This window comes from Parafrigoribacterium humi (assembly GCF_040227205.1).
Classification (GTDB): Bacteria; Actinomycetota; Actinomycetes; order Actinomycetales; family Microbacteriaceae; genus Parafrigoribacterium_A; species Parafrigoribacterium_A humi.
In genome coordinates, this window is the sequence record NZ_JBELOA010000007.1 from 92,280 (window position 1) to 104,877 (window position 12,598).

The window sequence follows — 12,598 nt, forward strand, 5'->3', positions numbered from 1 at the left end:
CCTGCGTTATGCCTGGGCCTGCACGAACCTCGGTGCGGCGAGCAGGAGACCCTGCGTGCGCCTCGTGCGACGGATGGCGACCAGCGCCACGAGCACGCTGCCGATCCCGAAGCCGAGCAGGGTGAGCGCCGCGGCAACGACCGAACCGATGTCGCCTCCCGCGATGATGCCCTGCATCCCCTGCACACCATAGGTGAGCGGCAGCAGCGGGCTGATCCACTGGAACGGAGTCGCGAGAAGCTGAATCGGATACAAGCCGCCGGTGGAGGTGACCTGCACGGCAAGCACGAACAGCGACACCACGAGACCCGCCTTGCCGAGGCCGATCGTGAGCAGGTAGTGGAACGCGGTGAATGCGAGCGCCATGAGCACCGAGAATCCGAGGGTCGCGGGCAGGGAGCTCCAGGAGACGCCGAGCGCGAGATGCAACAGACCGACCAACAACAGCGCCTGCGCCGCGGTGATCGCGCCGGCCTTCGCGAGGGAGGCGAACACGAGCCGGCCGTTCGCGGCCGTGGAGGACAGCGCCCGCCTGGTCACGGGACGCAGCACGAGGAACACCGCGAGCGCGCCGATCCAGAGGCCGAGGGGCACGAAGAAGGTCGCGATGACCTGGCCGATGTCGGCGATGCGGTTGTCGTGGCTGACCGTGACGGCCACCGGGTTCGAGGCGACCTTCGCGGAGGACGCTGCCGTATCCGCATCGGAGCTGGGGATCTGGCTCGCGCCGCTCTGCAGCCCTGAGGCGAGCGATTTCACGCCGTCGTTGAGCCCGGCAGAACCCGCGGCGAGCTGCTGGGCGCCAGAGGCACTCCTGGCGATGCCACCCTGGATACCGCTGATCCCGGATGCCGCCTGCTGGGCGAGCGTCGCGCCACCCGCGGCCGCCTCCGAGAGCTTCGCGCTGAGCGCATTCACCGTTGCGAGCGCGACCGGGTTGCTCGGGTCGGCCTGGAGGCCCGCGTTTGCCTGGGCGAGGGCCTGCGCGAGCTGGCTCACGCCATCCGTGTAGCTCGCCACTCCCCCGCTGAGCTGGGTGAGTTTCGACGCACCGGAACTCAGGGTGCCGAGTCCGCTCGCGAGCGAATCGACGCCCGAGGTGTACGCGCCCACTCCGCTCGAGAGCTGCGCAGCACCATCTGCCGCGCTCGAGAACGCGCCGCCGATCTCGCCCATGCTCGAGTAGAGGCCCGAGATGTACTGCGCCGTCACCGCCTTGCCGAAGGTGTTCGCCATGCTGTCGCCGACCGTCTGGGCGAGCGCGCCGGTGAGGTAGCTGTGCGCGTCATCCGTCTTGATCGCGAGCTTCGCCTGCTGCGGAGAGCTCGAGCTGAGCGACAGGATGGAACTGGAGAAGTTCTTGGGCACGGTGAGGATCGCGTACACCGAACCGTTGGCGAGCGCCTTCTTGGCCGCCTTCTCGTTGGTGATGCTCCAGTCGAAGCCCGCGCTTCCCCCGGTGAGTTCCGTGACGAGCTGGCGTCCGGCGAAGACCGGGCTCTTGGTGCCGTCCGGTGCCGTCGTGTAGACGAGGGTGTCCTGGTTGACGATGGCCGCGGGGATGCGGTCGAGCGCGCTGCCGGAATTGGACAGCGCACCGACGAAGAGGCCCGCGAACGCGAGCGGAACGAGCACGACGGCGGCCAGTGCGGACCAGCGCAGCCAGCGGCGACGGAGACGAGATGTTGCGATGGACTGGCTCATCGGAGCGACTCCTGATCGTGTGAAGTAGTTGTGACGTGGTCTGCGCTGGGTGAATCGAGGTCGAGGTCGACGACCGCGCGGGTGCCGGAGCATTCGGCCGCATCCGACCGCAGCGGCTCCGGAGTTCCGATGACGATCGTCGTGCCGGCGTCGGCGAGCGCGCAGATCGTCGTGACGAAGGCGCTCTCGTCGTCGGCCGTCACGAACGGGTCGATCTGGTCGAGCATGACCACGGGGGTACGCTCGGCGAGCGCGACGAGTGAGAGCGCGAGGGCACGCTCGAACTGGGGAAGCTGCTGCGGCTGCGAGTGCTCGGAGAAGGGCGAACGGCTGGCCGCCGTGAGCCCGTCGATGAGCTTCAGCACCCTGCGACGCACGAGCCAGGACCGGTACCACGGCTGGGTGAGTTCGAGCCGCTCGGTCAGCAGCTCGCCGAGGGTGACCCGGTTGTCGGTGCGCTCGAAGCCACCGACCTCGGCCATCGCGACGAGCCGGGCGACGTTCGCAGATTCGGAGGGCAGCGGATGTCCGCCCAGCTGCGCGTGCCCGGACACCGGCTCGAGACGCCCGCCCAGGGTCGCGGCCAGCATCCTCCGCTCGGCAAGCCCGCCGCGCGCAAGCACGAGGGCACCGGCGGGGACACTGAAACTGAGCGGTCCGATCGGATGCTCGGCGCTGCCGACGACGAGCGAGTCAGCGCTGATCGCGGAGCCACGCTGGCCCGCCGTCCAGAGCACGGCATCCTGGTGCTCGCGCAGCTTCTCGCCCTCGATGTCCATGTTGGGCAGCAGTCGGCCAAGCCATGCGGGCATCCACCAGGCCGCCCTGCCGAGCAGGGTCATGATCGCGGGGACGAGCGTCATGCGCACGAGGAAGGCGTCGAAGGCGATACCCGTGGCGAGGCCGAGCGCGATCGGCTTGATCGTGCCCGAGCCCTCGGGAACGAAGGCGAAGAAGACGAAGAACATGATGAGCGCGGCGGCCGTGACCACCCGCGCGCCGTTGGCGAAGCCGCGGGAGACCGAGTGCCTCGCCCTGCCGGTCTTCACGAACTCCTCGCGCATCCCCGAGACGAGGAACACCTCGTAGTCCATGGCGAGACCGAAGAGCACTGCCATGAGGATGATCGGCATGAAGCTCAGGATGGGGCCGGGGTTCGCGACACCCACGACATCGGCCAGCCAACCCCACTGGAAGATCGCGACGACCACGCCGAAGGAGGCGACGACGGAGAGCAGGAAGCCGACGGCCGCCTTGAGCGGCACGAGCACCGAGCGGAACACCATCATGAGCAGCAGCACCGAGAGGCCGACCACGATGAGTCCGAAGGGGATGAGCGCGGCGGTCAGCCGGTTGGAGATGTCGATGCCCACCGCTGTCGCTCCCGTGACGGAGATCGGGGTATCGAACTGCTTCTGGATGGCCGGGGCCAGGTCGCGGATGTTCTGCACGAGCGCCTTGGTCTCCAGGGCATCCGGCGCGGAGCTCGGGATCACCTGGATGATCGCGGTGTCGAGGCCTGCATCCGGGAGCCCCTGGCTGACGTAGCTCACGTCGTCGAGCGCGTTCAGCCGCTTGCCGATCGCGGCGAGGTCACCCTGGATGTCCGTGGTCTGGGTGATGTCGACGGCCACGACGAGCGGGCCGTTGTAGCCGGGACCGAACCCCTTGCTGATCTGGTCGTAGGCCTGTCTCTGGGTCGAGCCGACGGGCTCTGAACCGCCGTCTGGGAGGTTCAGGTCCATGCTGAGCGCGGGAATCGCGAGCGTGCCGAGCACACCGATCACGGCGATCGTCGCGATAATCGGGTGCCGCATGACGCCCTTCACCCAGCGCAGGCCCATGGTCGGCTTTCCGCCCTCGTCGTGCGCGGTGGCCCTGCGCGCGGCGCGCGATCCGGGCTTCGGCGCGAGCCTGCCCTTCGCGAGTCCGAGCAGCGCGGGCAGCAGGGTGGTGGCCACACCGATCGCCACGAGCACCGCGAACGCCGCGCCCACACCCATCACGCTGAGGAACGGGATGCCCACGACGAGCAGTCCGAGCAGGGCGATGATGACCGTGACACCGGCAAAGACGACCGCGCTTCCGGCCGTTCCCACCGCGGTCGCGGCGGACTCCTCCGGGTCCTCTCCCCTGGCCAGCTGGGTCCGGTGCCGCGACAGGATGAACAGGGCGTAGTCGATGCCGACCGCGAGCCCGATCATGAGGGCGAGCATCGGCGCAGTGCTCGAGACCGAGGTGAATGCCGAGACGACACTGATGCCGCCGATCACGACACCGACGCCGACAAGCGCGCTCAGCAGCGGCATCCCGGCGGAGACGAGCGACCCGAAGGTGATGAGCAGCACGACGCCTGCGAAGATCACGCCGAAGACCTCGGTGATGGTGATGCCGAAGGTGTTGTCCTGGAAGACCTGGCCGCCAAAGTCGACCGTCATGCCCGCATCCCTCGCAATGGATGCCGTGGCCGTGAGCTTCTCGAGTGTCGCCTTGCTCACGTGCGACGAGTCACCGGTGAACTGCACCTGCGTTCTCGCCATCTCGTGGTTCGGCGTGATCGCCTTGCCCGCGTACTGGTTGAACGGCGAGACGACGGTGTCGACCCCGGGGATCTTCTCGATCGTCGTGGCCATCTTCTCGATGGCGGCCTTGTACGGTGCGTCCTCGACGGATGCCCCTGCCGGAACCTCGTAGACGGCCTGCGCGCTGGCCCCCGCGACAGACGGGAACACGGCGTCGAGTCGATCGAGGGCGTTCTGCGACTCCGTGCCCGGAATCGCGAAGGACTCCTGCGTCTGGCCGCCGAGGGCGACGCCACCACCGAGGATCGCGATGAAGAGCACGACCCACACGCCGATGACCGTCCAGGCACGACGGTAGGAGAACCGGCCGAGCCGGTAGAGAAGGGTGGCCACGGTTACTCCTGCTGCTGTTTCTGGGTTGAACGAACAGTGACGGGTGCCAGAAGCTCCGTCACGATGGTGATGAGTGCCGCCCTGGTCTCGTCTTCCGGAGGCGCATCCAGCTCGAACGACGACTGCGTGACGAGCATGTACGCGGCGCCGCCGAGTGCGATGCCGAAGCGCATGCGGTCTTCTGTCGAGGTGAGGGTGGAGGTGAAGTATGTGGCCAGGCGCACCACGAGCTCGTTGGCGCGCTGCACGACAGGCACGTCCTCGAGCGACTTGCCCTGGTTGATGAACATGTGCACCTCGAGCCGGTGCGCGAGCAGGAAGTCGACGAAGTCGGAAATGAAGGTCTCGCGCATCTCGGCGCTGAGGGCCTGCGAGGCCATGGCTTCGAGGATCGCCCCCATCCGCTCGACCGCGGGCCCGATGGCCGCCTCGAGCAGCGCTTCCTTCGAGGCGAAGTGGTACAGCACGCTCGATTTTGAGACGCCGGCGAGGTCCGCGACCCGGTGTAGAGAAGTGCCCGTATACCCGGAGCTCGCGAACTCGCTCAGGGCAATTGCTCGTAGATCGTCGATTGTGGACACGACCTCCACGGTACCTGACCGATCGGTCAGAAACTGTCCGATCGGTCAGTTTCGCAGCGATTTGCCAGCAAAGCCGGGGGGGGCGGCGGGAACCAAGCCGACCGGGCTCCTCGAAGGTCAGCCGAGCGGAGGCACTAGCGCCAACCCCAGAGTCGCCGCAGCGACCGTGAGCGGGGCGGCGATCAGCCCCAAAAGAACATACCTGCGCCAGGAAAGGCCGACGTCGAGCGCCTTCAGCCGCTCGTGCCAGAGCAGGGTCGCGAGCGACGCCCACGGGGTGATCAGTGGGCCGGCATTGACACCGATCAGCAGCGCGGCGATCCGCAGCGGATTGCCCGCGACCGGCTCAAGCGCAAGATACGCGGGGAGATTGTTGACGAGATTCGCGCTTGCCGCGCCACTCGCGGAGAGCCGCAGAAGATCGAGCGGGCCCGCGCCCTGCCCCGACACGGCAGAGAGCACCGCGCCGAGGCCCACAGAATGAGCGGTCTCCACCACGAGAAACAGGCCAGAGGCCAAGAGCATGAGGCGCCACGGCACGAGCCCGAAGCGCAACGCGCTCGCGCGTCGGGCCGCGAAGAATCCAGCGAGGACCACGGCCGCCACGAGCGCGGGGATCCAGACCGGAAGCCCCGAGACGAGAAGCGGGATCAGCACGAGGAGAACGACGCCGCTCGCGACCAGAAGGACCCGGTCATCCGCGATGCTCGGCCGTGCCGGCTCGTACCGCCGCAGCAGTTCCTTTCGATGAATCACGAACAGCAGGCCGGCGGGGACCACGATCGAGACCACCGCAGGTGCTGCCATCAACGAGGCGAACCCCAGCGGAGTCATCCCTGCCAGCTCGTGTGCGGCCAGGAGGTTCGTCAGGTTCGACACCGGCAACAGGAGCGAAGCAGTGTTTGCGATCCACACGGTCGTGAGCGCAAAGGGCAACGGGGAGAGGCCGACATGCCTGGCCAGCAGGATGACCACGGGGGTGAGCAGTACCGCCGTCGTGTCGAGCGAGAGAAAGATCGTGCTCAGTACCGACAGGGCAAGCACGAGTAGCCACAACAGCCATGCCCTGCCACGCCCCCAGGATGCCGTGCGTGCGGCAATCAGGCCGAATAGACCGGCCTCGGCAGCGAGCTCCGTCACCACGGTGATCGCCACAACGAACAGCAGGATCGGCCAGACCCGAGCTCCGACGGCGACAGCTTCGGCAACGGGAAGCACACCGATGGCAACGGACAGCATCCCGATCACGAGCAGGGCGGCACCGAGAATTGCTGAGCGCACCGAATCCTTTCTCATTGCGTCGCAGCCACGGACATCGACGGCTTAGGTGGCCGCATACAGGGACAGACTGTACGGTTTAAATCTACGGAGAGCGAGGACGCCATGCGCAAGTTCATCTTCAGCGGCACAATGCTCAGCGCGATTTTCGGTGGCCTGAGTACGGTTCAGGCCACGCGCAAGGGGCCACGCGATTGGCGATTGGCGCTCATGTGGATCAGTTGGGGTCTCACGGTGGCCATCGCCGCCGGGACCGTCATCAAGAACGCAGAAGACGCAAACGAATTGGAGGACTGAGTGATGGGTTTCGGATACGGCTGGGGCCACAGCGTGGCCACCATCATCGGCACGATCATTTCTGGCTTCGTCGGCCTCATACTGCTCGTCGTCCTGGTCGGACTGATCTTCCTGCTCGTGCGCTTCCTGCTCGTGGGAACGCACGCAGCACAGCTCTACGTCGCGGCGCACGAGCCGCCGCGACCCGCCGCGCCTGTCGCGCCATCTGCGGCCCCAACCCCAGCGCCGACGGCAGCAGCACCGGCATCAGCTCCCACGACGTCGACGACGTCGGCTCCTGCAACCGCTGCTGCGCCGAAGGCCGCTGCCCCGCAGGCATCCTCGCCGACCCCGCCGACCGCCCCGATTGCGTCGACGGCGTCGACCAAGCCCGCGGCGAGGAAGCCCGCGAGCAAGCCACGCACGCCTCCCGCGAACTGAGCTGACGTCCATCGTCCGACGGCGGAGTTCATCGGCGACTCCCGAGGGACCGGGCGCACGGACATTCCTCGCGTGGCAGGCTGGGTCGGTCCCGCTCTCACGCGGACGCGCCGATCACCTCCGACCAGCCGCGGACGGGCTGCTCGGATGCAAAATTCGGGATATCGGCGTAGATCTCTGAGCCATGTGTCGCCAGGTCGGCGCCGAATCTCTCCGCCGACAGCACCCAGAAGTAGGCGGCAGCAGCGAAGGGCGGGGGCGGGGCACCGGGAGTCGCGAGTGCACGGTGCACTTCCCACTTGACGCAGTTGTCGCCGAGCATCGCGGCGAAGCGCGGCGCATGGGCGCCAGCGAAGTAGTCGATGTCGAATCTCTCCGCCCCGGCTGAGTAGACGACTGATGCGCAGAACATGGGCTGCTCCTTCATGTGCGGATGGATGAGTTGGCGCCTGCATCGATTAGTATTGACTACGACAATAACTGTTGCAACAGTTATCTGGATCGTCAATGGTACCGGACGACCGCAGCTCACTGCCGTCCGCTTTGACGGCCGGCACCCTGCTCGCACAGGCGGTGCGAGACAGCAGCACGCGCCTCGACCAGGCGTTCGCGGCGATCGGTCGAGATATCGCTGACCGCGAAAAGCGCGGCGCTGCTGCCTCAGATTCCGCCCACCTTCGGGAAGGCGAGCACGCGGATCGTCGCAGGGCTGGAGCCTGTTGAGATTGACATACTCGCCCCCCGGCAGGTGTGGACGAACCTCACGGTCTGACCGCCTCCACGAGGTCTCGGCCTCACGCCCCCTCTCCGTGCAGGTTGTGCAGCATCGACTGGAGGACTCGCAGCGTTGCCTCGACCTCATCCTCCGTGAGGCCAGAGGCGAGTTCCGATCCAACCACCTCGAACAACGGCGGCAACTGTGGGATGAGCGACGCCCCTCGATCTGTCAGCGACACCACAATCGCCCGACGATCACCGGGGTCCGCCGCGCGTCGAATCAACCCCTTGGACTCGAGTCGGTCCAGCAGTCGGCTCATCCCGGCCGTGTCCGTCCCCAGCAACTCGCCGATCCGGCGCGGACTGACCTCGCCGGCGTAGACGTGGATGAGCACGGCGGCCTGCTGCGATGTCAGATCGTAAGCCGCGAATCTCTGATCGAGCGCGGTGCGCACGTCTCGCGCGAGGCGCATGATGACGCCGGCCGTTACCACCGCTGGACCGGGCATGTGGCTCTCCTATTTGACTGTCTAGACAGTTACTGTCTATCCTCTTATATTAGCGCACGGGCCCCTTCGCCGGGCGCGCAGACGATGAGGAGCCGGCCGCGTGGACGCAAATGTTTGGCGCAATTTCAAGGAGGTCCGCACGGACGTACGGGAGTTCTTCGCAGTCTATGCTGCCGCGGGCGACGGGGACCCCGCCGCCTCTGCGGACCTGTTCTGCGACCCCTTCCTCAACCTTGATCCCGTCTCTGCCGGCACCGTCACTCGCGCGCAGTTCACGGCTTCGTTGCCGATGCGCGCCCGCATGTTTTCTTCGATTGGTGCCGAGGGGACCGACCTCATCGAACTATCCGAGCAACCGATCGATGAGCAGCACACCCTGGTGCGGACGGCCTGGGCCATCCGTTTCGCCGACACCGCCGCCGAACCTCTGACGCTCCGTTCAAGCTTCTTGCTCCACCGGGCGGCCGTGGGCTGGCGCATCGCAGCGTACATCAACCACCTCGATCTGGACACTGTTATTCGCGCCCGAAACGTTCCCGGCGGTGAGTAATATTGACAGACCTTCGCGTCGTCAGTGCACGGCGGGCGACTACGGTCGTTCGCGCCAACCTCGCGCGTCAGCACACCGGCGAACAGTTTTCAAGCGTTGCGCATCGGTGCACCCCCCGGGACTTGAACCCGGAACCCACTGATTAAGAGTCAGTTGCTCTGCCAATTGAGCTAGAGGTGCGCAGCTTCCCTGTTCAACGGGGCGCCGACGAACAAGATTAGCATGAGAGAAACGCCTTCACGACCGCGAGGAGAACCATGGCAGACACCGCAATCCGACTCGAGGTCGGCGACATCGCACCGGCGTTCACCCTCCCAGACCAGGACAGTCATCCGGTCTCGCTCTCCGACTACGCCGGGCGCAAAGTGATCGTGTATTTCTACCCCGCGGCGTCCACTCCGGGGTGCACAACCGAGGCCTGCGACTTCCGCGACAACATCAACTCGCTGAAGTCATCCGGCTATCAGGTGCTCGGCATCTCCAAAGACAAGGCGGATGCCCTGCAGAAGTTCCGAGACGAGCAGGGCCTCAACTTCCCCCTGCTCGGCGACCCTGAACTCGCGGTGCACAACGCCTACGGTGCCTACGGCGAGAAGTCGCTCTACGGCAAGCTCATCACCGGCACCCTGCGGTCGACCTTCGTCGTCGGCGAAGACGGCAGGATCGAACTGCCGCTCTACAACGTCAAGGCAACCGGGCACGTCGCATCCCTGCGCAAGAAGCTCGGCCTCGACTGAGCCTTCCGTCGGCATCCGTCGCTCCCCATCGCCACATCCCGTTCTCATAACTCCTGCAGAACGGGCGGCACTCCGATCGACCGCCCCGAAATTCCGTGGCACCGGTCGCGACCGCGCCCGGTCTGCCTGAGTTACGGCACACACCAGATCGAACTCCCCGGAGCTGACCCCGCGCCCGGTCGTGATAGCGCGCCCGGTCGTGGTACCGCGTCTAGGAACCGGGCCTTCATAACTCCTGCAGAATCGCGCGACGTGGCTCACCAGTCCCGCGATACGGGGGTGCGGAACGGCGGTCGGGCGATTCTGCCTGAGTTACGCACGGAGTTGCCGCGCTTCGGCGGGTTGCACTCGCAGTCGCGCTCGGTCGCCGGGCGGAGTGCGACCGCCGCGTCAGCGAGCGGAGTGCGTGGTCGCGGCGACGACCGAGGGTGTGAACAGCAGCACGAGGGCGGCGAGCGCCGGCACCAGGAGTAGCCAGCCGACATCCGCTCTCGCGAACAGACCCTGGAAGCTGCCCGCCGCCACCGCGATCTGCAGCAGTTGCCAGACGACGGTCGCGCCGCGCGTCCACTGCCTGCCGCGAAGGGTTCCGCGTGCGGTAATGGCAAGCCACGCCGCCGCGATCGCCGCGAGAACCAGGATGGCGATCGCACTCGGGTAGGAGTCCGGACGGGCCACGAGGAGCTCGATCACCAGGAAGACCACGGCGCCCACCATCAGCGCGCACTCGAGCAGCAGGATCACGACCAGAAGCACCAGGAGCGGCGGCCTGCGGTGTCGTTCGACCTCGTCTGACCCGCCCTGCTGCGCGGGAGATTGTTCTTCACTCACAGTGACTTCCGACATAAAAGTATTGATTTGCTACAACCGATATGAGATTCTAATTGAGGTTGATTAGCGCCCCCACGGTCGTGGGCCAATCCCTCAAGAATCCTCTACTCCCATCGAAGCCTCCGGGTTTTCACAGGTTTATCTCTGCGCGGAAAACAGCTGCGCACCCACGAAGGAGCACCAATACATGGACTGGCGCGACAAGGCCGCATGTCTCACTGCTGACCCCGAACTGTTCTTCCCCGTGGGGAACACCGGCCCGGCGGTCGACCAGATCGAGAAGGCGAAGTCGGTCTGTGCTCGCTGCACCGTCACGGAGCAGTGCCTCCAGTATGCCCTCGAGACCGGCCAGGACTCTGGCGTGTGGGGTGGACTGAGCGAAGACGAGCGCCGCGCACTCAAGCGCCGCGCCGCTCGCGCGCGCCGCGCTTCCTGAGTTTTTACGCCCGCCAGATTCCCGACATATCCGTCTGACTTAGCCCTCGAAGGTTGAGCCGAAGGCGGGGGCGTGGTGGGCCTCCATGGGCGGATCCTTCGGCTCAATCCCCGACGGCCAGCGGGCTAGTCCTTCGTCAGCCAGGCCAGCGGAATCTCGATCGTCACCTCTGTTCCGCTGCCCATCATGGTGTGCCAGTCGATCGTGCCGCCCAACTCCCCCTGGATGAGCGTGCGCACGATCTGAGTGCCCAGTCCCGACCCGACCTTGCCCTCCGGCAGCCCACTGCCGTTGTCGCGCACCCGGACGCTGAGCGTCTCGTCCGTGCGCAGCGCCGTGATCTCCACGTTGCCCTCGCGCCCGGAGAGTCCGTGCTCCACCGCATTAGTGACGAGCTCGGTGAGCGCGAGCGACAGCGGAGTCGCATACTCACTGGGGAGCGCGCCGAAGCTCCCCGAGAACTTCGGATGCACCTTCGTGTTGTGTGTGGAGGCGACCTCGGCGATGAGCTTGAGCACGCGATCGAACACGACGTCGAAGTCGACGATCTGGGTGAGCCCCTCGCTCAGGGTGTCGTGCACCACGGCGATGGCGGCCACTCGCCGCATAGCCTGGTTCAGCGACTCGCGCGCCTCATCGGAGTGCGACCGCCTCGCCTGGATCCGCAGCAGAGATGCCACCGTCTGGAGGTTGTTCTTCACTCGGTGGTGAATCTCGCGGATCGTCGCATCCTTGGTGATGAGTTCGCGCTCCTGGTGCCGCAGCTCGGTGACATCCCGACACAGCACGATCGCGCCGATCCGCTCGCCATGATCGCGCAGCGGGATCGCGCGCAGCGACACCGTCACGCCGCGTGCCTCGATGTCGGTACGCCACGGTGCGCGACCGGTGACCACGAGCGGCAGCGATTCGTCGACGCTCACCTTGCCCTTGAGCAGCTCGGTCGTCACCTCCGCCAGCGACTCACCCTCGAGCTCGCCAGCGAATCCCATGCGGTTGAATGCGGAGAGGCCGTTCGGGCTCGCGAAGGTGACCGTGCCATCCACGTCGAGGCGGATGAGGCCGTCGGATGCGCGTGGCGCGCCACGGCGGGGCCCCGTCGGAGATCCCAGGTCGGGAAAGTCCGCGGAGGAGATCATCGCGAACAGGTCGTTCGCGCACTCGTTGAAGGTGAGCTCCTGCCGACTCGGCGTGCGCGCCTCGCTCAGGTTGGTGTGTCTCGTGATGACGGCGATCGGGAACTCGGTGGTCTCGGCCTCACTCGCGTGCAGCCTGCGCAGCACCGGCACGGCCCGCACCCGCGTCGGGGTCTCCTCGTACCAGTCCGGTGCGGCTGAATCCACGATCGTGCCCGTGTCGAACGCCTCGGTGACCTGCCCGCGCCACTCCGGCTTGATCTCCTGTCCCACGAAGTCCCGGTAGAACAGGGTGGCCGAGCTCGATGGACGAGCGTGGGCGACGGCGACGAAGCTGTCTGCATCGGTGGGGACCCACAGCACGATGTCGGCGAAGGCGAGGTCCGCGAGGAGTTGCCAGTCCCCCACCAACAGGTGCAGCCACTCGACATCCGCCTCGTCCGAGCGGCCCTGTGCGAGGACCAGGTCACTGAGCGTAGACATTCTG

The 12,598-nt window shown here is 66.5% G+C and carries 13 protein-coding genes and 1 tRNA gene; 5 read left to right on the forward strand and 9 right to left on the reverse strand.

Translation table 11 applies throughout. The annotated features are described in order from the left end of the window. Nucleotides 1-6: 6 nt before the first annotated feature. The 4 genes from ABUA28_RS11475 to ABUA28_RS11490 form a co-directional block, all read right to left on the reverse strand. A complete protein-coding gene (locus ABUA28_RS11475; protein WP_349904312.1) occupies nucleotides 7-1,704 on the reverse strand; it encodes a YhgE/Pip family protein in 1,698 nt (565 codons plus the stop codon). Further along, entirely contained in the window at nucleotides 1,701-4,619 is a 2,919-nt protein-coding gene (locus ABUA28_RS11480) for an MMPL family transporter (RefSeq protein ID WP_349904313.1), read from the reverse strand. Before ABUA28_RS11480 ends, ABUA28_RS11475 begins: the two co-directional genes overlap by 4 nt. A 2-nt stretch (nucleotides 4,620-4,621) precedes the next feature. After that, nucleotides 4,622-5,200: a TetR/AcrR family transcriptional regulator gene (locus tag ABUA28_RS11485; protein ID WP_349904314.1), complete on the reverse strand. Its 579-nt coding sequence runs from the start codon at nucleotides 5,198-5,200 to the stop codon at nucleotides 4,622-4,624. Between the two features lie 117 nt (nucleotides 5,201-5,317). Continuing rightward, nucleotides 5,318-6,481 carry an SLC13 family permease gene (locus ABUA28_RS11490; RefSeq protein ID WP_349904315.1) on the reverse strand — a complete coding sequence of 388 codons (1,164 nt, stop codon included), beginning with the start codon at nucleotides 6,479-6,481 and terminating at the stop codon, nucleotides 5,318-5,320. Nucleotides 6,482-6,583: 102 nt separating this feature from the next. Here ABUA28_RS11490 and ABUA28_RS11495 point away from each other — a divergent pair, with 102 nt between their 5' ends. Further along, a complete protein-coding gene (locus ABUA28_RS11495; protein WP_349904316.1) occupies nucleotides 6,584-6,775 on the forward strand; it encodes a hypothetical protein in 192 nt (63 codons plus the stop codon). A gap of 3 nt (nucleotides 6,776-6,778) precedes the next feature. Further along, entirely contained in the window at nucleotides 6,779-7,195 is a 417-nt protein-coding gene (locus tag ABUA28_RS11500; protein ID WP_349904317.1) for a hypothetical protein, read from the forward strand. Nucleotides 7,196-7,292: 97 nt separating this feature from the next. On the opposite strand, the gene ABUA28_RS11505 is transcribed toward ABUA28_RS11500, so the two are convergent. Both ABUA28_RS11505 and ABUA28_RS11510 read right to left on the reverse strand, forming a co-directional pair. Beyond that, nucleotides 7,293-7,607, reverse strand: a complete 315-nt coding sequence (locus tag ABUA28_RS11505) for an EthD family reductase (RefSeq protein WP_349904318.1) — start codon at nucleotides 7,605-7,607, stop codon at nucleotides 7,293-7,295. Nucleotides 7,608-7,989: 382 nt separating this feature from the next. Then, on the reverse strand, nucleotides 7,990-8,421 hold the full coding sequence (locus ABUA28_RS11510) for a MarR family winged helix-turn-helix transcriptional regulator (protein WP_349904319.1): 432 nt from the start codon (nucleotides 8,419-8,421) through the stop codon (nucleotides 7,990-7,992). 100 nt (nucleotides 8,422-8,521) lie between these two features. Between ABUA28_RS11510 and ABUA28_RS11515 the strand changes: the two genes are divergently transcribed. After that, a complete protein-coding gene (locus tag ABUA28_RS11515; RefSeq protein WP_349904320.1) occupies nucleotides 8,522-8,971 on the forward strand; it encodes a hypothetical protein in 450 nt (149 codons plus the stop codon). Nucleotides 8,972-9,078: 107 nt separating this feature from the next. On the opposite strand, the gene ABUA28_RS11520 is transcribed toward ABUA28_RS11515, so the two are convergent. Then, nucleotides 9,079-9,151, reverse strand: a tRNA-Lys gene (locus ABUA28_RS11520). Between the two features lie 77 nt (nucleotides 9,152-9,228). Between ABUA28_RS11520 and bcp the strand changes: the two genes are divergently transcribed. Then, a complete protein-coding gene (gene bcp, locus ABUA28_RS11525) occupies nucleotides 9,229-9,708 on the forward strand; it encodes a thioredoxin-dependent thiol peroxidase (RefSeq protein WP_349904321.1) in 480 nt (159 codons plus the stop codon). 390 nt (nucleotides 9,709-10,098) lie between these two features. Here the strand turns inward: bcp and ABUA28_RS11530 are convergent, their stop codons facing one another. Continuing rightward, nucleotides 10,099-10,539 carry a hypothetical protein gene (locus ABUA28_RS11530; RefSeq protein WP_349904322.1) on the reverse strand — a complete coding sequence of 147 codons (441 nt, stop codon included), beginning with the start codon at nucleotides 10,537-10,539 and terminating at the stop codon, nucleotides 10,099-10,101. A gap of 187 nt (nucleotides 10,540-10,726) precedes the next feature. On the opposite strand from ABUA28_RS11530, the gene ABUA28_RS11535 reads away from it, so the two are divergent. Beyond that, nucleotides 10,727-10,975 (forward strand): WhiB family transcriptional regulator, encoded by a 249-nt coding sequence (locus ABUA28_RS11535; RefSeq protein ID WP_349904323.1) that lies wholly within the window; start codon nucleotides 10,727-10,729, stop codon nucleotides 10,973-10,975. Between the two features lie 125 nt (nucleotides 10,976-11,100). Here the strand turns inward: ABUA28_RS11535 and ABUA28_RS11540 are convergent, their stop codons facing one another. Next, nucleotides 11,101-12,594, reverse strand: coding sequence for a sensor histidine kinase (locus tag ABUA28_RS11540; protein ID WP_349904324.1), 1,494 nt, complete (start codon nucleotides 12,592-12,594; stop codon nucleotides 11,101-11,103). Between the last annotated feature and the right edge of the window lie 4 nt (nucleotides 12,595-12,598).